22 protein-coding genes and 1 riboswitch are annotated in these 19,698 nt (G+C 38.6%); of the genes, 9 read left to right on the top strand and 13 right to left on the bottom strand.

The window, feature by feature from the left end:
• Positions 1-84: 84 nt before the first annotated feature.
• The 6 genes from A1D26_RS07025 to moaA all read right to left on the bottom strand — a co-directional run bounded on the left by A1D26_RS07025 (position 85) and on the right by moaA (position 4,724).
• Positions 85-1,938 carry a GNAT family N-acetyltransferase gene (locus A1D26_RS07025; protein ID WP_157403335.1) on the bottom strand — a complete coding sequence of 618 codons (1,854 nt, stop codon included), beginning with the start codon at positions 1,936-1,938 and terminating at the stop codon, positions 85-87.
• Between the two features lie 11 nt (positions 1,939-1,949).
• Positions 1,950-2,435: an rRNA maturation RNase YbeY gene (ybeY, locus tag A1D26_RS07020; protein ID WP_157403334.1), complete on the bottom strand. Its 486-nt coding sequence runs from the start codon at positions 2,433-2,435 to the stop codon at positions 1,950-1,952.
• Between the two features lie 37 nt (positions 2,436-2,472).
• Positions 2,473-2,943, bottom strand: a complete 471-nt coding sequence (moaE, locus tag A1D26_RS07015; RefSeq protein ID WP_157403333.1) for a molybdopterin synthase catalytic subunit MoaE — start codon at positions 2,941-2,943, stop codon at positions 2,473-2,475.
• Positions 2,944-3,189, bottom strand: coding sequence for a molybdopterin synthase sulfur carrier subunit (gene moaD, locus A1D26_RS07010; RefSeq protein ID WP_157403332.1), 246 nt, complete (start codon positions 3,187-3,189; stop codon positions 2,944-2,946).
• On the bottom strand, positions 3,186-3,668 hold the full coding sequence (gene moaC / locus A1D26_RS07005; RefSeq protein WP_157403331.1) for a cyclic pyranopterin monophosphate synthase MoaC: 483 nt from the start codon (positions 3,666-3,668) through the stop codon (positions 3,186-3,188). The genes moaD and moaC overlap by 4 nt, the downstream gene beginning before the upstream one ends.
• A 33-nt stretch (positions 3,669-3,701) precedes the next feature.
• Complete coding sequence (gene moaA, locus A1D26_RS07000; protein ID WP_157403330.1) at positions 3,702-4,724, bottom strand: GTP 3',8-cyclase MoaA; 1,023 nt, start codon at positions 4,722-4,724, stop codon at positions 3,702-3,704.
• Positions 4,713-4,928, bottom strand: a riboswitch (molybdenum cofactor riboswitch). Its footprint overlaps the gene before it by 12 nt.
• Before the next feature lie 89 nt (positions 4,929-5,017).
• Here moaA and A1D26_RS06995 point away from each other — a divergent pair.
• The 4 genes from A1D26_RS06995 to A1D26_RS06980 all read left to right on the top strand — a co-directional run bounded on the left by A1D26_RS06995 (position 5,018) and on the right by A1D26_RS06980 (position 8,557).
• Positions 5,018-5,419: a DUF423 domain-containing protein gene (locus A1D26_RS06995; RefSeq protein ID WP_157403388.1), complete on the top strand. Its 402-nt coding sequence runs from the start codon at positions 5,018-5,020 to the stop codon at positions 5,417-5,419.
• Between the two features lie 16 nt (positions 5,420-5,435).
• Entirely contained in the window at positions 5,436-6,521 is a 1,086-nt protein-coding gene (gene rlmM, locus A1D26_RS06990; protein WP_157403329.1) for a 23S rRNA (cytidine(2498)-2'-O)-methyltransferase RlmM, read from the top strand.
• Between the two features lie 74 nt (positions 6,522-6,595).
• The gene (dapB, locus tag A1D26_RS06985; protein ID WP_157403328.1) at positions 6,596-7,408 is read left to right on the top strand and encodes a 4-hydroxy-tetrahydrodipicolinate reductase; all 813 of its coding nucleotides are present in this window, start codon (positions 6,596-6,598) and stop codon (positions 7,406-7,408) included.
• Between the two features lie 42 nt (positions 7,409-7,450).
• Positions 7,451-8,557, top strand: coding sequence for a methionine biosynthesis PLP-dependent protein (locus tag A1D26_RS06980; RefSeq protein ID WP_157403327.1), 1,107 nt, complete (start codon positions 7,451-7,453; stop codon positions 8,555-8,557).
• A gap of 518 nt (positions 8,558-9,075) precedes the next feature.
• Here A1D26_RS06980 and guaA read toward each other — a convergent pair.
• The 5 genes from guaA to guaB form a co-directional block, all read right to left on the bottom strand.
• The gene (gene guaA / locus A1D26_RS06975) at positions 9,076-10,647 is read right to left on the bottom strand and encodes a glutamine-hydrolyzing GMP synthase (protein ID WP_157403326.1); all 1,572 of its coding nucleotides are present in this window, start codon (positions 10,645-10,647) and stop codon (positions 9,076-9,078) included.
• A gap of 45 nt (positions 10,648-10,692) precedes the next feature.
• Positions 10,693-11,178 carry a lecithin retinol acyltransferase family protein gene (locus A1D26_RS06970; protein WP_157403325.1) on the bottom strand — a complete coding sequence of 162 codons (486 nt, stop codon included), beginning with the start codon at positions 11,176-11,178 and terminating at the stop codon, positions 10,693-10,695.
• Between the two features lie 152 nt (positions 11,179-11,330).
• Positions 11,331-11,555 (bottom strand): BRO-N domain-containing protein, encoded by a 225-nt coding sequence (locus A1D26_RS06965; RefSeq protein WP_198303131.1) that lies wholly within the window; start codon positions 11,553-11,555, stop codon positions 11,331-11,333.
• A 32-nt stretch (positions 11,556-11,587) separates the two neighbouring features.
• A complete protein-coding gene (locus A1D26_RS06960; protein ID WP_157403324.1) occupies positions 11,588-12,217 on the bottom strand; it encodes a DUF1919 domain-containing protein in 630 nt (209 codons plus the stop codon).
• 124 nt (positions 12,218-12,341) lie between these two features.
• On the bottom strand, positions 12,342-13,805 hold the full coding sequence (gene guaB / locus A1D26_RS06955; RefSeq protein ID WP_157403323.1) for an IMP dehydrogenase: 1,464 nt from the start codon (positions 13,803-13,805) through the stop codon (positions 12,342-12,344).
• 635 nt (positions 13,806-14,440) lie between these two features.
• Here guaB and A1D26_RS06950 point away from each other — a divergent pair.
• From A1D26_RS06950 to A1D26_RS06930, 5 genes are all read left to right on the top strand, one after another.
• A complete protein-coding gene (locus tag A1D26_RS06950; RefSeq protein ID WP_157403322.1) occupies positions 14,441-14,626 on the top strand; it encodes a ribbon-helix-helix protein, CopG family in 186 nt (61 codons plus the stop codon).
• 245 nt (positions 14,627-14,871) lie between these two features.
• A complete protein-coding gene (locus A1D26_RS06945; RefSeq protein WP_157403321.1) occupies positions 14,872-15,096 on the top strand; it encodes a phage tail assembly protein T in 225 nt (74 codons plus the stop codon).
• Positions 15,097-15,158: 62 nt separating this feature from the next.
• Entirely contained in the window at positions 15,159-15,359 is a 201-nt protein-coding gene (locus A1D26_RS06940) for a hypothetical protein (protein WP_157403320.1), read from the top strand.
• A 54-nt stretch (positions 15,360-15,413) separates the two neighbouring features.
• The gene (locus tag A1D26_RS06935; RefSeq protein WP_223146536.1) at positions 15,414-16,007 is read left to right on the top strand and encodes a tape measure protein; all 594 of its coding nucleotides are present in this window, start codon (positions 15,414-15,416) and stop codon (positions 16,005-16,007) included.
• Positions 15,952-16,434, top strand: coding sequence for a hypothetical protein (locus A1D26_RS06930; RefSeq protein ID WP_157403319.1), 483 nt, complete (start codon positions 15,952-15,954; stop codon positions 16,432-16,434). The genes A1D26_RS06935 and A1D26_RS06930 overlap by 56 nt, the downstream gene beginning before the upstream one ends.
• A gap of 384 nt (positions 16,435-16,818) precedes the next feature.
• Here the strand turns inward: A1D26_RS06930 and glgA are convergent, their stop codons facing one another.
• Both glgA and glgC read right to left on the bottom strand, forming a co-directional pair.
• Positions 16,819-18,252, bottom strand: coding sequence for a glycogen synthase GlgA (glgA, locus tag A1D26_RS06925; RefSeq protein ID WP_157403318.1), 1,434 nt, complete (start codon positions 18,250-18,252; stop codon positions 16,819-16,821).
• A 130-nt stretch (positions 18,253-18,382) separates the two neighbouring features.
• Positions 18,383-19,678 (bottom strand): glucose-1-phosphate adenylyltransferase, encoded by a 1,296-nt coding sequence (gene glgC, locus A1D26_RS06920; protein WP_157403317.1) that lies wholly within the window; start codon positions 19,676-19,678, stop codon positions 18,383-18,385.
• Positions 19,679-19,698: the final 20 nt, after the last annotated feature.

The raw sequence follows: 19,698 nt of genomic DNA, 5'->3' as shown, positions 1-19,698 counted from the left end.
TTTGGAATATAGATTGAAATTTAGTTACATTTTCGGTAACTGTTAGTGAAATAATACTCCAAAGAAGAGAAAAAAAACGTGATCTTACTCACAGAACGAAAAAGTCTTTAGCTTTTGGCGTAAGTTGTCCAACCACACTTTTTTATAAGCGGGTAGTTCTATATTTGCTTGACTAAAGAGAGGTGCAAGGTCTGCTAATTCTGTCGGATAGCGTAAATAAAGCCGTTTTAAACTGGCAATACAGCTGGAAAATGAGCGTTTAGCATTAACAAAACCCTTGAGATTTTGCCAATCATAATCTAATAATTCACGATTACTCTCGTTGATATTTCCTGTCATTAAAGCATAATCTCGCTCAAATTGTTGCTTGGCTTGTTGGCAGAATTGTTTTCCTTGTTCTGAAAGCGGATAGATCATCATCGCACTTTGCAATCCGCTACTAGCTTCAGCAGTCGGGGTAATTTGTACTAACTGAAAGCCACAACCTTGCCAAAAATGTAATAATTCATCGCTCATTCCAAAACTAACGGAAAGGAAATCAACAAGCGGTGAGATTTGTAAAATAATTTGCGAAACTAACCGCTTGCCATAGCCTTGTTGCTGAAATTCAGGTTGTACGGCAATCCGAGAAATGCGTAAAGAGCGAAGTTTGCAAGCATCGGGTAAATTCCCTTGAAAGCAGAGATATTGTGCAACTAAATTCCCTTGTGGTCGGCGTTCTCCACGCCAAATAGCTTGAGTAAGAGCGTGATCTAATCCTCCTTCTTTTATTGCCCAACAGCCTGCAATAATTTTTTGATTGATAATTAAGGAATGGAACTGCTGATCATCGGCATCAAATAATCGGCGTAAATCCGTAGGGGTGGTTTTATAGTGTGCATTGGCAAGCAAATAATAGAAATCAATTTTTGTTTGAACACTTGGTGAGAGTGATAAGCTAGGCATAGGTACATCATCTAACAAAAGTAGCTGACAAATAAATTGCTCCAGTGGATCGTCTTCTGCCCAACGTAAAGGTTTAGTGAGTTGCCATTGTTGATAACTTCGGTTGAGTTGTAGCAAAAATTTGAGTGAAAAGCCTCGCCCTGTTCCTTCATAATTATGCGTTGTGGTGGTTAAAACCACTTTATCAAAATAGTGGCAAAGTTTTTTGAGCATTGGCAAAGGGAGAGTTGCGGCTTCATCAATAAATAGCCATTGATTTGGCGAGATACTTTGCTGTTCGATCGTCTGAATTAAACGATCAGGTGCAAAAAAAGTTACCTTGTTATTTTCAATACCTTTCCAGAAATTAGGTAAAGCAGAATGACTACGGGCGGTAATTAGCACAGCCTGTTGTTGAGACAATTTTTCAGCAAGTTTTCCCGACAGGGTTGATTTTCCTCGCCCTCTTGGAGCAGTGATGAGATGAACCTTAGCTGGATCAAGCGGTAGCTTTTCAAAAATAATTTGCTGTTGGTGAGTATTTTTTTGTGTAGCAAGCTCAATATCTGTATCTTTTGAGCATTTTGCGTTAGGGGGAAGCTCAGAAATGTGCGGAATAATTTTAAAATGAAAGGCACGAAAAAGATCTTGAAACCAACGGTAAAAATTCGGTGTAGCAATGGCTTGAGCATTATTCCAACGAAGTGTATCAAGATCAATTTGTTCAGTAAGGCTATGCCATTTGGGGCAGAGTAAATACAAAATTCCGCCACGTTGAATAGTGCCAGCAACAATCGCAAAGGCTTCTAAGTTAAAACAGATCCCATTTTCCGCTTGCATATTATAAATCGCAAACGGAAATTCTTGCCCAAGTAACGTTTTTGCATTAGAGAAAGGTATTGGAGCAAGGTCAGGTAAAAAAATTTGCCCCGGTGTAAAAACAGTTTCACTTGAATATGGCTGAATTAAATCATCAATGCCTTCAGCCGAGAGCAATACTGCTAATTGTCGCATTGTCTATTATTCTATTCAGGGAGTTTCTCACTAAGATAAGGATCTTCATAACCGAGCGATTGCATAATCTGCGTTTCAAGGCTTTCCATTTCTTCTGCTTCTTCATCCGTTAAATGATCATAGCCCAACAAATGCAATGTACCGTGAATAGCTAAATGAGCCCAGTGTGCATCAAGGGGCTTTTGCTGTTCTATCGCTTCTTTTTCAACAACTTGGCGACAAATCACTAAATCGCCAAGTAGCGGTAATTCAATACCATCAGGCACTTCAAAAGGGAAAGAAAGAACATTGGTTGGTTTATCTTTACCACGATAAGTTAAATTCAACTCGTGGCTTTCCGCTTCATCGACAATACGGATCGTCATTTCTGTTTCTGGGTAATCGGCTGTTTGAGCTTGCATTCTTAATGCTTGATTGACCCAGTGGGTAAATTTTTCTTCTGTGGGAAGGTTATCACTATTTTCACAGGCGAGTTGTAAATCAATAAAAAGGTTCATTTGTAAAAAATTCCTAAAATCTGACCGCTTATATTTTCTATTTGTCTTTGTTATGCCACTTATCCGCAGCCTGCTGATCGCAATCTCTGCCTTCTATCCAACGATCACCTTGTTCGGTGGTTTCTCGTTTCCAAAAAGGTGCTTTAGTTTTGAGATAGTCCATAATAAATTCATTGGCGTGATAAGCATCACCACGATGAGCGGAACTTACACCAACAAGGACAATTTCATCGCCAGTATATAACTGACCGATGCGGTGAATAACCGCGACTCGTTGTAATTCCCAACGGTGACGAGCTTCATCAACAATTTCCCGTAAGGCTTTTTCTGTCATTGCTGGGTAATGTTCCAAATATAAGCCAGAAACATTATCGCCTAAATTCATTTCACGCACTTTGCCAACAAATAATGTGGTTGCTCCAACGCTATGTTGCTCACTAAGCCAGCGATAAATAGCATTTTGATCGAACGGATCTTGTTGCACTTTAATCAATGTTTGCTGTGGCATTTAGCCTCCTGTTACAGGCGGAAAGAATGCAATTTCATCGCCATCTTGGATTTCAGCCGATAAGCTAGAAATTGTTTGGTTAATTGCCACCAATAACTTACCGCTTTCAAGTGCTAATCCCCACTTATTTCCTTGTTGAGCTAAATGTTGGCGAAGATCTTCAGCTGTTGTGAAGTTTGCTTCTAGTGTTAAACTATCTACTCCAACAAGCTCTCTTGTTTGTGCAAAAAAAAGAACTGTAATCATCGTGGCTCCGCAATAAAATTACCTGATTTCCCACCGCTTTTAGTCAGCAAGCGAACCTGTTCAATCACTATATCTTTCTGTACGGCTTTGCACATATCATAAATAGTTAAAGCGGCAACACTAGCGGCGGTCAGTGCTTCCATTTCTACACCTGTTTTCCCCGTTAGCTTACAAAGCGTTTCGATTCTGACTTGATTAGTTTCAGGTAAGGCTTCTAATTGTACTTCAACTTTAGAGAGTAATAAGGGGTGGCAAAGGGGGATCAGTTCCCAAGTACGTTTTGCCGCCTGAATGCCAGCAATGCGAGCAGTAGCAAAAACATCACCTTTATGATGATTACCTGAGATAATCATTTGTAAGGTTTCGCTGTTCATTGTAATTAAGGCTTCGGCTCTAGCTTCTCGTACGCTATCTTGTTTCATTGAAACATCGACCATATTCGCTTCGCCGTTTTGATTGATATGTGTAAATGTATTCATATTATCTTTTGCTACCATATTAAGTTAGATGAATTAGCCTCCGATACTGGCTAAATTATTTCTGACACCACTATCGCCAATATGCAGATAATGATGCTCACGCTTACCTTGTAAAGCGGATTTTAAACGAGCTTCTAGTTGTAATTGTTGTTCGTCCGATTGCAATAAATCTCGAATATCAATACCCTCTTCGCCAAATAAACAAAGGTGTAATTTACCGAGAGCCGATACACGCAAGCGGTTACAACTGGCACAAAAATGTTTCTCATAAGGCATAATTAAACCAATTTCCCCTTGATAATCGGGGTGAGAAAGCACTTTAGCTGGGCCATCGGTAATCGCTTTAGGCTTTAATTGCCAGCCTTCTTGTTGTAGTCTGGCTAGAATTTGTTGCCCTGAAAGATGTTGCTGCTTAAAAAAGTGATCCATCTCGCCTGTTTCCATTAGCTCAATAAATCGCATTTGAATTGGGCGGTCTTTAATCCAGCGCAGAAAATCATCTAGCCCTTTTTCCGTATATTGTTTCATCAAAACAGCATTGACTTTGACTTTCTGATAACCTATTTCAAACGCACGATCAATCCCCGTCAAAATGGATGCTAGTTTGTTTTCACCCGTAATTAGATGGAACTGGCGAGGGTCAAGGCTATCTATGCTCACATTTAAATGGGTAATTCCAGCCTCTTGCCAAAGCCCCACATCTCTAGCCATTCGATAGCCATTGGTCGTCAGGGCAACCTGACGGATACCTGCTGTTTGTGAAATGGAATGGACGACTTCTAAAAAATCTTTACGTAATGTCGGCTCACCACCTGTAATACGCACCTTTTCAGTACCCAAGCTAGCGAAGGTTTTTACAATACGCTGAATCTCATCAACTCGTAAAAACGTTTGACGTTGTGAAGGTGGCTGATAGCCATCGGGCAAGCAGTAGTTGCAACGGAAATTGCATACATCAGTAATGGATAATCGCAGATAGACATATTGCCGATCAAAGCGGTCTATAAGCCCTGAAACTATTCCATCACCGACATTTTTTATCGGGATATTTTGCATTTGACACCTTTCTAAGCACGAGTGGATAAGCGATTTCTCACTGATCCATTGAACCCAAATTCATTAATGTTATTAGACGCTAGTTAAATGATTTGGATTACAGGCTTGCTACCTTATTTTTGCAAAAAATAGCGGAAATCTTACCGCTTAATTATTCAAAAAATGCAAAAACTTAGGGACACAAGCTCGGAGTCGGAAAAAATGTGTTCATTTTAGAGATTGTTTTATTATGTGGCAAGCTTAGATTTATATTCTATGGTATGATCCGCTCATATACTTGTTAAGGAGTAATGATGAAAAATAGATGGTTATTTCTTTCCGCATTAAGCGGATTTTTTTGTATTGCATTTGGTGCATTTGCTGCTCATGGTTTAGAGAAAACGCTTGAACCCAAAGCATTAGCGTGGATCGATACAGGTCTAAAATATCAAATGTTCCATACTTTAGCTTTGCTTGGGTTGGGCTTGTTTCAACTTGCAAATCTAGGGCAAAATTCCCCCTCTTGTAGAGCAAAAGCTTTCAATATTATTGGTGGAAGTTGGGTATTAGGCATACTACTTTTTAGTGGTAGCTTGTATCTTTTGGCACTTGGTGCTAGTCGCATTTTTGTTTGGACAACGCCAATTGGCGGTACGATTTTTCTGATTGGTTGGGCAACACTTGCCTATATTAGTGCGAGAAAACCTAAATCTTAATAAGTAGTAGAATAAAATGAATAAATTAGCGTTACTCTGTAGAGCAGGTTTTGAGAAAGAAGTTGCTGGTGAAATAACGGATAAAGCGGCTGATCTTGGCATTTTTGGCTTTGCAAATTTAAAAGAGCAGAGTGGTTTTGTCATTTTTGAATGTTATCAGCCAAACGAAGCGGATCGTCTTGCTCAAGAATTAAAACTCACAGAACTCATTTTTGTCCGTCAAATGTTTGTAGTGGGCGAATTACTTCAAAATTTACCTGAAAAGGATCGTATTAGCCCTATTATTGAAGTATATCAAGCGATTAACCCAATTCTAAGTAGTGATATTGTGGTGGAAACGCCTGATACGAATGAGGCGAAAGAATTACTGACCTTTTGTCGTAAGTTTACTGTACCATTGCGTACTGCACTCAAAAAACAAGGGTGGCTAGGAGCAAAAGAGAGCAGTAAAAATAGTGTTAGCTTACATATTTTATTTATAGGTTCGGGTAAATGTTATGTTGGTTATGCCTATAATCATAATCGCTCGCCATTTTTAATGGGCATACCCCGTTTAAAATTCCCTGCTGATGCACCAAGTCGTTCTACCCTAAAGTTAGAAGAAGCTATTTTGAGTTTTATTCCTACAAATGATGAGAAAAAACGGTTAAACGAACAGATGATCGGGGTCGATCTTGGTGCTTGTCCTGGTGGCTGGACGTATCAATTAGTAAAGCGTGGCTTATTTGTTTATGCAGTCGATCACGGGAAAATGGCAGAAAGTTTACACGATACTGGGCGTATTGAGCATTGTTCGGAAGATGGTTTTAAATTCCAACCACCAAAGCGTAAACAGATCGATTGGTTAGTTTGTGATATGGTGGAACAACCAATGCGTATTGCCAAACTCATTGCAAAATGGCTTGTTAATGGTTGGTGTCGCGAGACAATTTTCAATCTAAAATTACCAATGAAAAAGCGTTACCAAGAAGTCAAGCTGTGTTTGAATTATCTAGAAGAAGAACTGACTAAACAGGGTTTTTGGTTCAACATTCAAGCTAAACATCTTTACCACGATCGTGAAGAAATTACAGTACATATTGCGGTAATGGGGCAAAAATAGTTTTTAACTTACAATAGTGGTTGTTTTCTTATAAAATCTTACCGTTTTGTGATCAATAAATTTAAGGAAAGAATATGACGTTAAAAATCGGGATTGTAGGAGCAAGCGGTCGAATGGGCAGACAGCTTATTCAGGCTGTTCATAATACTCAAGGGGTGGAATTAGGTGCTGCATTTGAGCGTAAAGGTTCTTCATTAGTCGGTACTGATGCAGGAGAGCTAGCAGGAATTGGTCAATTAGGTGTTGCGGTTAGTGATGATTTAGCTAGCCAAGCAGGTAAATTCGATCTCTTAATTGACTTTACACGTCCAGAAGGGACTCTAGAACATATTGCTTTTTGTGTCGCACATCAAAAACAGATGATTATCGGCACGACAGGTTTTGACGATGCGGGCAAACAAGCGATTAAAAACGCATCAGAAAAAATCGCTATCGTATTTGCTTCTAATTACAGTGTTGGGGTAAATCTGGTCTTTAAATTATTGGAAAAAGCCGCAAAAGTAATGGGCGATTATTGTGATATTGAAGTCATTGAGGCTCATCACCGTCATAAAGTTGATGCCCCGTCAGGTACTGCACTCTCAATGGGAGAGCATATCGCCAAAACATTAGGTCGTGATTTAAAAAAACAGGGCGTTTTTGCTCGTGAAGGCATTACAGGCGAACGCAAACGTGATGAAATTGGTTTTGCCACTATTCGAGCTGGTGATGTCGTGGGTGAACACAGTGTTTGGTTTGCTGATGAAGGCGAAAGAGTGGAGATTGCTCATAAAGCATCTAGCCGAATGACTTTTGCTAACGGAGCAGTGCGTGCAGCGAAGTGGTTACAACAAAAACAAAACGGTTTATTTGATATGACAGACGTTTTAGATTTAAATAATCTTTAATAAGCGGTCAGATTGATTTAATTTTTTGCAAAAGGATAACAAATGAAGCACAACAATATTGAAACAACATTAGTGCAGCTAGGTAATCGTACCGATGAACGTACGGGGGCAGTTGCAACACCGATTTTTCTTTCAACAGCTTATGGTCACGCTGGTATTGGCGAATCAACAGGTTTTGATTATACCCGCACCAAAAATCCAACTCGTTCGGTGTTAGAGCAAGGTATTGCTGATTTAGAAAACGGCGATGCAGGTTTTGCGTGTGCATCAGGAATGGCAGCAATTCAACTTATAATGTCACTTTTTACTGCACCTGATGAATGGATTATTTCTAGCGATGTTTATGGCGGAACTTACCGCTTACTGGATTTTAGCTATAAAAATCATAACACAGTGAAACCTGTTTATGTAAATACCGCTGATTTATCTGCGATTGAAGCTACAATCACACCCAATACCAAAGCAATTTTTGTTGAAACCCCGTCAAATCCATTGATGGAAGAGTGTGATGTTGCCGCTATTGCGAAAATTGCGAAGAAGCATAATTTAATGCTCATTGTGGATAATACTTTTTTAACGCCAGTGTTATTCAAACCGTTAGATTTAGGTGCGGATATTGTTATTCATAGTGCAACTAAATACCTTTCTGGACATAATGATGTTCTTGCAGGTTTAATTGTAGCAAAAGGTCAAGAGCTTTGTGATAGATTATTCTATATGCAAAATGGGGCTGGTGCTGTGCTTTCTCCATTTGATAGCTATTTAATTATTCGTGGCTTAAAAACCCTTGCATTGCGTGTTGAACGCCATCAACAAAACGCAACAGAATTAGCAAAATTCCTTGCTGAACAGCCACAAGTGCAAGATGTGCTTTATTCTGGAAAAGGGGGGATGTTATCTTTTCGTCTAAAAGATGAAAATTGGGTTAATACTTTCTTAAAAGGTATTAAATTGATTACCTTTGCAGAAAGTTTAGGTGGAACAGAAAGTTTTATTACTTATCCAGCTACTCAAACGCATATGGATATTCCAGAAGCAGAGCGTATTGCTCGTGGAGTTTGTAATAAATTGTTACGTTTCTCAGTGGGCTTAGAACACGTTGAAGATATTAAAGCTGATTTATTACAAGCTTTTGCAAGTTTAAAATAAGTAGGCATAAGATGGGGCTGCTTTTGTAGTGATTAACTAATCCAACAGCCCTCATTTAGAATGGCATCTGTCAGATTAAGTTGGGTCTCAATTCTGTTCTTCGCAAATACATTTCCTTTCAAGTAATGCTTCGGCTTCTTTTCTTTCACAGCTCATTTTTCCTTTATCAGTTCAATGATGGTTATATAGTAATTTGGTGTAACAGACCAAAATCTTGCAGTTAGTTTGGCAAATCAAACCACTGAAAAACTTGGCTAACTAAGAGATGTTTAGAAGTCATTTGTTTAAGTTTGAAAGTATTGAACAGGGATTAATGCTTTGTTTTGATCTTAATTAACTATGAATTACTATAGCTTGGTATTTGTTAGTATTTTACGTCAAGTTTACCGTCTAAAATACCATCAGAAAAATGAACTACCTAGAAAAATAAAGAAAAGCTTAGAAACAAATAAAGCCTTGATAATCAAGGCTTTAAATAAAATATGAAATGATTAGAAATGAGCTGAAATAGCTAATTTTTATTCCCACTCAATTGTTGCAGGTGGTTTTCCTGAAACGTCATATACTACACGAGAAATACCATTTACTTCGTTGATGATGCGGTTTGAGATTTTACCAAGTAATTCGTATGGTAAATGTGCCCAGTGTGCAGTCATAAAGTCGATAGTCTCTACGGCACGCAGTGAAACAACCCAGTCATATTTTCTACCATCGCCCATTACACCAACCGATTTCACTGGCAGGAATACGGTGAATGCTTGGCTAACTTTATAGTACCAACCACTGTTGTACAGCTCTTCGATGAAGATGGCATCGGCTTTGCGTAATAAATCGCAATATTCTTTTTTCACTTCACCTAATACACGCACGCCTAAGCCTGGTCCTGGGAATGGATGGCGATTAAGCATTTCTGCTGGCAAACCAAGCGCTAAACCAATTTTACGCACTTCGTCTTTAAATAATTCGCGTAGCGGTTCAACTAAACCAAGTTTCATGTAATCTGGTAATCCGCCAACATTGTGGTGCGATTTGATGACGTGAGCTTTACCGGTTTTACTTGCAGCAGACTCAATAACATCTGGATAAATTGTACCTTGCGCTAACCATTTTACTGAGGTCAGTTTTTTCGATTCATCGTCGAATACATCTACGAATACTTTACCGATGGTTTTGCGTTTTGCTTCAGGCTCATCAATACCTTTTAAGGCATCTAAGAAACGATCTTCCGCATCAACACGAATGATATTTAGACCAAATTTATCGCCAAACATATCCATTACTTGATCTGCTTCGTTCAGACGTAATAAACCATTATCTACGAATACACAGTGTAAGTTTTTGCCAATAGCACGATGTAGGAGAAGAGCAGTAACAGAAGAATCCACACCACCAGATAAGCCTAAAATGACTTCATCATCGCCCACTTGCTCTTTAATACGAGCGACAGCGTCTTCGATAATGTTTTCTGCTGTCCATTTTGTTTCACAGCCACAAATACCGACCACGAAATTTTTCAGTAATTCGAGACCGCTCTTTGTATGGGTGACTTCTGGGTGGAATTGTACGCCATAGAAACGGCGACTTTCGTCTGACATTGCTGCAATCGGGCAGGTTGGGGTAACTCCGGTGATTTGGAAGTTATCAGGTAAACGAGTAACTTTATCACCGTGGCTCATCCATACGTCAAGTTTTGGTGTAGAAGCGGTCAGATCGTCATTTAGTTTTGCAAATAAACTATCTGTTGTTTTTAATTCAACAGACGCATAACCAAATTCACGATGATCAGAGGTTTCAGTTAATCCACCTAATTGCATTGCCATTGTTTGCATTCCGTAGCAGATACCAAGTACAGGAACGCTTGCATTGAACACATATTCAGGTGCTCGTGGGCTGTTTTCTTCTGTCGTACTTTCAGGACCACCTGAAAGAATAATCCCTGTTGGGTTAAATTCACGAATTTGTTCTTCCGTCACGTCCCAAGCCCAAAGTTCACAGTACACGCCAATTTCACGCACACGACGTGCGATAAGTTGGGTATATTGTGAACCGAAGTCCAGAATTAAGATTTTGTGATTGTGGATATTTTTCATTTTGTTTCTCTATTTTGTTAAATTAAATTTAAATTAGCCATCATTTTATCTTTCCCAGACTCGCCATTCGTCAGAGCCTAAAATTTTTTCCGTAGTATCTTTTAGCATCCAAAGAAAGTTATCAGAATTTTCGAAATTACCTGTTAAACAACCACTAGTAAATTGATGGCAGTTATCCAATATTACGTTGTAATCTCTACATTTACCAACCATTCTCAATGCTCTTCTGCAAACAGGCTCACTTCCATCCGACTTTCCATTTGATGAAGATACATATATACTTAGTGCAGTAGTTCCTTCAATAAATTCACTTGCAGAGACTATTTCAATATTACCTCGGCTATTTAAATGTACTATCTTATTATTTCCAACATATATTCCAGAATGTTCTGCGTACCCAAAAGCCAAATCGCAGTAAACTACAGAACCTTTTTTGGGCTTGACTTTATCTATAAATACATTACCAACAAATGATTCTGAAAAATTATATACAAGACCAATTCCGCTAAATTTTAGAAGTTTTTTAAACATATAAATTTATCCTCTAGTTAATCATATTTTATATTCGTCAATCTACTCACGCTCCACTTGAGTCAACTATTGTTTAAATGCTTCTGCTCTCTGTGATAGAATTGACTAGATAAAGCGTAACAATTATTGGACATCGGCAACATAGGTCACTCTCATCTCATTTTTTCGTCATAAGAACGCATTTTCAAACTGTGACAATTTGTCAAAGTTTCATTTTCTTCTACTTTTAAGCGTTGTTTTAACTTCCGCCAGTACGCTGGAGGATCAATACCCTCAGTTAGAACTTCAACTACATCAGCAATGGAAAAATACCACTTTTCCTGATCTTCGTCCCAAACAGACCGCATTTCTTTTTGCTCAAACAGTTTAATGCTCATGTTTTTCCTTAAAATGGCATTTGCAAAATTTTCTAAAAATCCGACCGCTTATTAAACCATTCAACATAATCGAACTGGTCGTAATAACGTTTTCCGTTTAAACCTGTGTATTCAAATAAATCTCCCACCTGTGTTTGTTGTTCAAAGCCTTTGATATAAAAGGCACTTTGTAACTCTGGGTAAGGCTTGTGAGTAAAAACAATTTTGTGTTTAAAAGGTAACTTATCAAATTCGACCAAGTCTTGATAAGTACAGCCGTCACGGTCAGTCATTATAATGAATAATTGTGCCAAATTCATTCGTTGTGTGCGTTGTTGCCACTTATTTTTTGCTTCTTCCGCAGTGGCATAGTGCATAAAATGAATGGTCAGATCGTCTAATTGACCAACAGGATAAGATTTTTCTGTTTCAATAAAGGTTAAAGATTGCTGTTGATAATGCTCAATATTTTTGAGATAGCGAATAAAGTCCGTTGGTTTTAAATACAAATTCACAAAAGGCGAATTAAAACGCAGATTTAAGTCGTGCAGCATAAAGCCACCTGTGCAATTACTGGAAATTACGCTGAACTCGTGATTGAGTAAGCGTTTTTGGTTACGAGCGTTAATGAGATTTCTCAAGTAACTATTGAATTTATCCGTAACTCGTTTGATTTGTCGCATTTTATGTCCAATGTAAGCGGTAAGATTTATAGGTTTTTTTGTAGAATGAATCTCTTTATAAATTGGCTGTATTTTAGAGATAAAAAACTTCCCCTAAAACATAGGGGAAGTTTGGTTGGAATGATTAGCTCATTCGGTAGTTTGGTGCTTCTTTAGTGATGGTCACATCGTGAACGTGGCTTTCTTTAATCCCTGCACCGCTGATACGGACAAATTGTGCTTTTGTGCGTAAATCATCAATTGTTGGACAGCCTGTTAAACCCATACAAGAGCGTAAACCACCCATTTGTTGATGAATGATCTCTTTTAAGAAACCTTTGTATGGAATACGGCCTTCAATACCTTCAGGGACTAATTTATCCGCTGCGTTATCAGATTGGAAATAGCGGTCTGATGAGCCTTTTGACATTGCACCAAGTGAACCCATTCCACGATAAGATTTAAATGCACGCCCTTGATAAAGTTCAATTTCACCTGGCGCTTCTTCTGTACCTGCAAACATTGAACCTACCATTACACAGCTTGCGCCTGCCGCAATCGCTTTCGCAATATCGCCAGAGTAGCGAATACCACCATCAGCAATCACAGGAATACCACGATCTTTTAATGCAGCTGCCGCATCTGCAATCGCAGTAATTTGTGGAACACCAACCCCTGTAACAATACGAGTTGTACAGATTGAACCTGGTCCGATACCTACTTTTACCGCACTAGCACCTGCGTCAGCCAGTGCAATAGCACCTTCAGCTGTTGCAACATTTCCTGCTACGATAGGTAGGTTTGGATATTTCGCACGGGTTTCACGCACACGTTGTAGCACACCTTCTGAATGACCGTGAGAGGAGTCGATTAACAAGACATCAACACCTGCTTTTACAAGGGCATCAATACGTTCTTCATTACCTGGTCCAGCACCAACAGCCGCACCAACACGCAAGCGACCAAATTCATCTTTACACGCATTTGGTTTGCTCTCTGCTTTTTGGTAATCTTTTAAGGTGATCATTCCTTTTAGTTTGAAATTATCGTCAATAACAAGCACTTTCTCGATACGATGCTCGTGCATTAAATGAAAAATTTCTTCACGAGTTGCATTTTCTTTAACAGTGACCAAACGCTCTTTCGGTGTCATAAAATCAGCAACGGTTTTATTTAGGTCAGAAACAAAACGCGTATCACGTCCTGTAATAATACCCACTAAATTATCATCAGCATCTACCACTGGATAGCCTGCAAAGCCATTTTTCTTCACAATGTCAGCTAATTCTGCAAGGGTAATATCAGGCGAAACGGTAACAGGTTCAGAAACAATACCACTTTCAAATTTTTTCACTTTGCGTACGCGATCTGCTTGGCGTTCAATCGTCATATTCTTATGAATAAAACCAATACCACCTTCTTGAGCCAGAGAGATAGCTAATTTAGTTTCAGTTACCGTATCCATTGCTGCAGAAAGCATCGGAATATTTAGGCGAATTTCTTTGGTGAGCTGAGTGGAAAGATTTGCGGTGTTTGGTAATACCGTAGAGTGTGCAGGGACAAGTAAAACATCATCAAATGTCAGTGCTTCTTGTTTGATTCGTAACATTGCAATAGTTCCTTAACTAAGAGATTTTAAAATTAAACTGGAAAAATTGCGGGCGGATTATACAGATCTTAGCGTAATTTGTAAATTTACAAGCGGTGAGTTTTTTAAGAAATTTTGCAAAAAAAATCTAAACCGTAAAAACTCTTTATTTTCAATAGAATAGATTTTGTTTTTATAAAAATGTTCCGAAACTCTATGGGAAGGATGTGAAAAACTAATGTCACGCAAGGGGAGGGAAGTGGGCTTATTCACCCACTTTTTTAGTGATTGCTGAAACGATAGGGGCTTTGCGTATATTGTTTGCGTGGTTTTTTAGATTTTGACATAGGTTTGATTAGGTAATAAAAAAGCCACTATGGAGTGGCTTGTGGAAACAAAAAAAGCCTGAGATTTATTATAGGCTTTCTTAAATAATTGTTGACTTGTTCGGTTAACCGAATTGTGATAATCTCACTTTCAAGGAATAGCTTGAAAGTGAGCGTAAGGCTTGAACCTTACAACGAAGAGGATAATCCAATGTTCAAATACATTATCCTAGTTATCGTTTTATTGCTCTGGTCTCTGACAGTTTACTAATCCGATAGCTTACTGGGGGAGTACCAGTCCGCCAGTTCTTCAGATTATGGAGAATTGAAATGAAATTGTCAACTAACCAATTAAAAGCATTAAGCGATGAAAAGCGTGGCGTTAAAGTTAAAGGATTTAAACTTCCGATTTCCTTTATCGCTGAAATAGAGCAATTAAGCCAGCAATTAGGCATCCCACAAAATCAAGTGATTATTCAAGCGGTTGAGCTTTTTAAACAGGCTCAGCAGAAGTAAGATTTAACGCCCTTGGTTTTAAGGGCGTTATTCGGGGATCTGATAAACAAAATCAGATTGGCCTAAGAATTTATTTAATTCCTTACCTTCAATGTAGGCTTTAAAAGCACGTATTGTTTTTCTCATTACCACTCTTCTACTTTCAGCACCATGAGAATATATCGTTTGAAGTAAATGATTGCGAAATCGAATAGCGGTTAACCCTTTCGCTCGCACTTGGCAAAACCCTTGCTGAAATCGAAGAAATGCCAGAAAGACATTATCAAGAATACCAACGGTTCTACCAAGAGCAGCCTTTTGGATTATGGCGTGAAGATTACCGCACAGCTCAAATCTCTCACATTTTGGCAATGATAAACCGAGACCCCAAAAGCGAAGTACCTAAATTTTCTGACTATATGCCGTTCTTCAGCGGACAAACAGAAAGTACAGATGATGACGGCGTGGCGGATTATTTGGCTAAAAGATAGAGAAAATACTTGAAATCTATATTAATTATCTATATAAAATATCTAAGTATGGAGGTATAGATATGAAAGAAGAATTCAAATTATTTGCTTGGGGTATTGGAAGTATTATTAAAATGTTTCTTGCTTTGGCAATAATCATAGGTGGATTATCGGCTCTAGTTTATATCTTATCTTCTAAAACATTAGTATTAACTATTGCTTCAATTATGATTTTTATTAGCTTTTGGTTTTTTTACATTGCTTATAAACAACATCATCAATAGTTATTAAACTTTATACGAAAGCCCGCAATATGCGGGCTTTTTTGTTGGGGAAATATGTCGTCTTTAGGTGGATTAAATATCATTCTGACTTTGGAATCTAGCCAATTTCAAAATGGATTAAGCAAGTCTGATCAAGAAACAAAAAAATTTGTAAGGCAATTTGAAGCTAATTTTTCATCGGCACAAAAGAAAGTCCGTGAATTCTCTGAGCGAACAACACAATATTTAAATAATATTGAAAATGCGGCTAACAATATTAATAAGACATCAAGATTAAATTTTAAAATTGATAATTTTGAACGTATCAAAAGCCTTGCAACAAGTTTTGTGGAAGTTGCAGATAAAAGTACAGAATTATCAAATAAATTAAAATTAGTGACAGAAAATGAAGTGCAACACGCCAAAGCAATGGCGGATGTGTATGATATTTCATTAAAAACCGCTCAATCAACACAAGCGGTATCCGCCATTTATTCTTCTTTTTCGCAGAATGCAAAAGAGCTTGGTATAAACCAGCAACAAGTTGCTCGAGTTACTGAAACGATTTCAAAAGCAGTTGCTATTTCAGGTGCGAGTGCATCAGAAGCTCAAAATGCCCTTACGCAATTTAGTCAACCAAACCCAACTAGCCACACCACCACAGGCTAATAATGCGACACTGTACCGCTCACGCAATCACAGCGACACAGATAACGCAAAAGTCATCAGTGATATTACAGCTTGGTACAACACATTGCCACGAGATGACGGACAAGTAACAATCAAAAATGGCGTTGGCGGAAACATCTCATACAGCAAAGCAGGCAAGCTGTTTGTTTACTTTGATGGCCTTAGAAAAACTGTTGAATTGGATGGAGCTGGTGAGTTGCATCGTTGTACTGGTGGCACTATTTCCTTGCATGATGGCGAACGTGAATACTCTGTGTTAGATTATGAATACGGTTATTACGACAGCACAGCAAGAGATAAAGTCCACATCACACTTGTAAGACAAGATGATAACGGCATTTATGCCGCACATAATGAGATGAGTGATACTAGTCGTCATGACGTTTTTTCATCTACGGACTTTTGATATGACAAGAATTATCTTGGATAAAAATAGCACGCTCGCTCATTGGCGTACGTGAAGTCAAGGATTAAAGCCATTCACATATCCAACCGATCGATTTTTTTTTGGGGGGGGTATTGAGTTAGTATTAAAATTATACAGTAATTACCCTATCACTCCTTAAAATTGATGTAAAAAGTGTTCCGAAATGAATTGTAAGTTATTGATATATAAAAATATAGAATTAGCAACATAACGATTTTTTCGGAATGCTTTTATGGTTTAGAGCTTTATTTTTAATATAAAGGCCAGGTTTTTTAAGAAATTTTGCAAAAAATAGGTGAAAGATGCATTATCGTGATGTGAGAGCAAGAAAGGCGAGTATATTCGCCTTTCAATTTTACACTATTAAGCCACTTCTCGATAAAGTGCTTGATATTGCTCGGCTACTTTTGCCCAACCAAAATCTTGTGCAAGAGCATTTTGACGTACGCTAGACCACAATTTCTGTTTTTTCCATAAGTTAATCGCTCGCAATACAGCTTCCATAAAGTCATCTGCATCAGGGTGTTTAAAGACAAAACCTGTGGCGGTGCGATTTTCAATGCTTTCTTTATGACTATCATTGACTGTATCAGCCAATCCACCTGTTTTACGCACAAGTGGTAATGTACCATATTTTAAGCCATAGAGTTGGGTTAGCCCGCAAGGCTCAAATCGACTTGGGACTAAAATCACATCTCCGCCTGCAATAATTTGGTGGGAAAGGGCTTCATCATAGCCAATTTTTAAGCCAATTTGTTGCGGATAACGAGATTGTGCGTAGCGTAACGCATTTTCTAAATCAGGTGAACCGCTACCAAGTACAACAAGTTGTACAGGGTGTTGCATTATTTCATCGATTTTCGCAAGTAAGAAATCCGCTCCCTTTTGCTCCGTTAAGCGTGTAACCATCACAAAGAGCAGAGATTCTTTTTCTTCAGGTAAGCCAAAATAGCGTTGTAATTCAGCTTTGTTTTTGGCTTTACCTTGCATATAAGTGGCTCGATAATTTGAAATGATAAGGTTGTCTGTTTCAGGGTTCCAAACCGTATCATCCACACCATTTAAAATGCCAGATAAACGTCCTTCGGCTTGACGTGTTTGTAATAGTCCGTGCATACCGCCACCTGCAATGTGTTCGGTAATTTCTTGAGCATAAGTTGGGCTAACTGTCGTAACTCTATCTGCATAGAATAAACCTGCTTTTAAGTAAGACATTTCACCATAAAATTCTAAGCCGTAGGGAGAGAAAAATTCCCAAGGTAAACCTAATTCTGCGAGATGATAGCCTTGGAAACGTCCAGGGTAAGCAATATTATGGATAGTGAAGATACTTTTCACAGGGCTATGCCAGCTTTTTAAATAAGCACAGGCTAAACCTGCTTGCCAATCGTGTGCATGTAAAATATCTGCACGACCCCACCAGTGATCTAGCCCTTCAGCGAGTTGCGCACCTAAGTAACTTAATAGTGCAAAACGTTTGTAGTTATCGCCGTAGTCTTGATAGTTATCATCATAGTAAGGTAAGCGACGATTGAATAAGTGTGGCGCATCAATAACATAAACGCCTAAACCATTGAAATAGGTAAAACGTAGTGTAACAACACCAGAAAAAGTTCCGATTGTTGCAACTTCTTGGGTTTCACCTATTTTTTCTGCAACTTGGGGATAGAGCGGTAAAATAACACGCACATCATTGCCCATTGCTTGTTGTGCATAAGGTAATGCCCCAAGAACATCAGCTAAACCACCTGTCTTAATAAGCGGATACATTTCTGAGCCAATATGTAAAATTTTCATTTCCTAATTACCAAATTAAATCTGCAAAAAAATCAGCGGATCTTACCGCTTCAGATTATTGACAAAGTGTTTTGATTCGGACGCCAAGCGAGGCGTCCGTTCTTATAGATTATATCTAAGTATATGATATTTACGCTGTTTGAGATGCTTTTTCTTTAGCTAATTTATCCAACATTTTTTGGCAAACTAGCACAATACCATTTTTACTGATACGGAAATATTTTGCATCTTGTTCAGGATCTACACCAATCTGTAAACCATCAGGAATTTCACAATGGCGATCGACAACAGCACGTTTAATCACACAATTTCGACCGATTTTTACCTGCGGTAAGATAACCGATTGTTCAATAACACTATCTTCATTAACGTGTACACGTCCAAATAAGACTGAGTTACTGATTTCAGCATCGGTAATCACACAACCGCCAGCAATCAATGAGTTATCTAAAGTATGTGCTCTCGCTTTTTTGTAGAAGAAACGAGCAGGGGCTGTTTGCTGTGGGCGACCGTGAATTGGCCAAGACTCATCATAAAGATCGAGTTGTGGTTTTTCACTGACTAAATCCATATGTGCCGACCAGTAGCTATCAATAGTTCCTACATCACGCCAGTAAATTGTACCTGTGGTATTGCGACCTTCACACGAGCGTTCAAATGGGTGAGCATAGATTACACCTTGCTCTACCGCTTTTGGAATGATGTCTTTACCGAAGTCGTGAGACGTATCTGGATTGCTTACTTCCTGTTCGAGCATTTCATACAGGTAATCAGCGTCAAAAACATAAATTCCCATTGATGCTAATGATGAATTAGGTTTGTCTGGCATTGCTGGTGGATCACTTGGTTTTTCTACAAAGGCTTTCACTTTTAATTTTTCATTCACCGCCATTACGCCAAATTCTGTCGCTTGTTCTCTTGGTACTTCAATACATCCCACCGTACATCTCGCACCAGAATCAACGTGATCTTCTAGCATTTTGTTATAGTTCATTTTATAGATATGATCGCCTGCTAAGATCACAACATATTTTGGTCGGTAGTGTGATTTCATCATTTCCATATTTTGATAAACCGCATCAGCTGTACCACGATACCAAGTCTTATCATCAATTTGCTGACGTGCTGGGAGCATATCAATGTATTGGTTACGCTCATAAGGCAAGAATGACCAACCACGTTGTAAATGGCGGAGCAGTGAATGGGCAGCATATTGGGTAATAACCCCAATTTTTAACAGATTTGAGTTAATACAGTTAGATAGTGCAAAGTCAATAATTCGGCGGCTTCCCCCAAAATAGACCGCTGGTTTTGCACGCATATCGGTGAGTTCGTAAAGGCGAGAACCACGCCCCCCAGCAAGAATTAATACAAGGGTTTGTGAGGCTAAATTACGTCTGTCTGTTGATGCTTCCTGTTTTAGCATTTTTTTATCTCCAATTAAGT

The sequence above is a fragment of the Ursidibacter maritimus genome (assembly GCF_009761395.1).
In the GTDB taxonomy this organism is placed as follows: Bacteria; Pseudomonadota; Gammaproteobacteria; order Enterobacterales; family Pasteurellaceae; genus Ursidibacter; species Ursidibacter maritimus.
The sequence above is the reverse complement of the archived record's forward strand: the minus strand, read 5'-3'. Positions and strand labels throughout refer to the sequence as shown.

What these genes read in the sequence shown, in the direction of transcription:
- A1D26_RS07025 (WP_157403335.1), bottom strand. Translation starts at nt 1,938, where the DNA reads ATGCGACAATTAGCAGTATTGCTCTCGGCTGAAGGCATTGATGATTTA.
- ybeY (WP_157403334.1), bottom strand. Translation starts at nt 2,435, where the DNA reads ATGAACCTTTTTATTGATTTACAACTCGCCTGTGAAAATAGTGATAAC.
- moaE (WP_157403333.1), bottom strand. Translation starts at nt 2,943, where the DNA reads ATGCCACAGCAAACATTGATTAAAGTGCAACAAGATCCGTTCGATCAA.
- moaD (WP_157403332.1), bottom strand. Translation starts at nt 3,189, where the DNA reads ATGATTACAGTTCTTTTTTTTGCACAAACAAGAGAGCTTGTTGGAGTA.
- moaC (WP_157403331.1), bottom strand. Translation starts at nt 3,668, where the DNA reads ATGAATACATTTACACATATCAATCAAAACGGCGAAGCGAATATGGTC.
- moaA (WP_157403330.1), bottom strand. Translation starts at nt 4,724, where the DNA reads ATGCAAAATATCCCGATAAAAAATGTCGGTGATGGAATAGTTTCAGGG.
- A1D26_RS06995 (WP_157403388.1), top strand. Translation starts at nt 5,018, where the DNA reads ATGAAAAATAGATGGTTATTTCTTTCCGCATTAAGCGGATTTTTTTGT.
- rlmM (WP_157403329.1), top strand. Translation starts at nt 5,436, where the DNA reads ATGAATAAATTAGCGTTACTCTGTAGAGCAGGTTTTGAGAAAGAAGTT.
- dapB (WP_157403328.1), top strand. Translation starts at nt 6,596, where the DNA reads ATGACGTTAAAAATCGGGATTGTAGGAGCAAGCGGTCGAATGGGCAGA.
- A1D26_RS06980 (WP_157403327.1), top strand. Translation starts at nt 7,451, where the DNA reads ATGAAGCACAACAATATTGAAACAACATTAGTGCAGCTAGGTAATCGT.
- guaA (WP_157403326.1), bottom strand. Translation starts at nt 10,647, where the DNA reads ATGAAAAATATCCACAATCACAAAATCTTAATTCTGGACTTCGGTTCA.
- A1D26_RS06970 (WP_157403325.1), bottom strand. Translation starts at nt 11,178, where the DNA reads ATGTTTAAAAAACTTCTAAAATTTAGCGGAATTGGTCTTGTATATAAT.
- A1D26_RS06965 (WP_198303131.1), bottom strand. Translation starts at nt 11,555, where the DNA reads ATGAGCATTAAACTGTTTGAGCAAAAAGAAATGCGGTCTGTTTGGGAC.
- A1D26_RS06960 (WP_157403324.1), bottom strand. Translation starts at nt 12,217, where the DNA reads ATGCGACAAATCAAACGAGTTACGGATAAATTCAATAGTTACTTGAGA.
- guaB (WP_157403323.1), bottom strand. Translation starts at nt 13,805, where the DNA reads ATGTTACGAATCAAACAAGAAGCACTGACATTTGATGATGTTTTACTT.
- A1D26_RS06950 (WP_157403322.1), top strand. Translation starts at nt 14,441, where the DNA reads ATGAAATTGTCAACTAACCAATTAAAAGCATTAAGCGATGAAAAGCGT.
- A1D26_RS06945 (WP_157403321.1), top strand. Translation starts at nt 14,872, where the DNA reads ATGCCAGAAAGACATTATCAAGAATACCAACGGTTCTACCAAGAGCAG.
- A1D26_RS06940 (WP_157403320.1), top strand. Translation starts at nt 15,159, where the DNA reads ATGAAAGAAGAATTCAAATTATTTGCTTGGGGTATTGGAAGTATTATT.
- A1D26_RS06935 (WP_223146536.1), top strand. Translation starts at nt 15,414, where the DNA reads ATGTCGTCTTTAGGTGGATTAAATATCATTCTGACTTTGGAATCTAGC.
- A1D26_RS06930 (WP_157403319.1), top strand. Translation starts at nt 15,952, where the DNA reads ATGCCCTTACGCAATTTAGTCAACCAAACCCAACTAGCCACACCACCA.
- glgA (WP_157403318.1), bottom strand. Translation starts at nt 18,252, where the DNA reads ATGAAAATTTTACATATTGGCTCAGAAATGTATCCGCTTATTAAGACA.
- glgC (WP_157403317.1), bottom strand. Translation starts at nt 19,678, where the DNA reads ATGCTAAAACAGGAAGCATCAACAGACAGACGTAATTTAGCCTCACAA.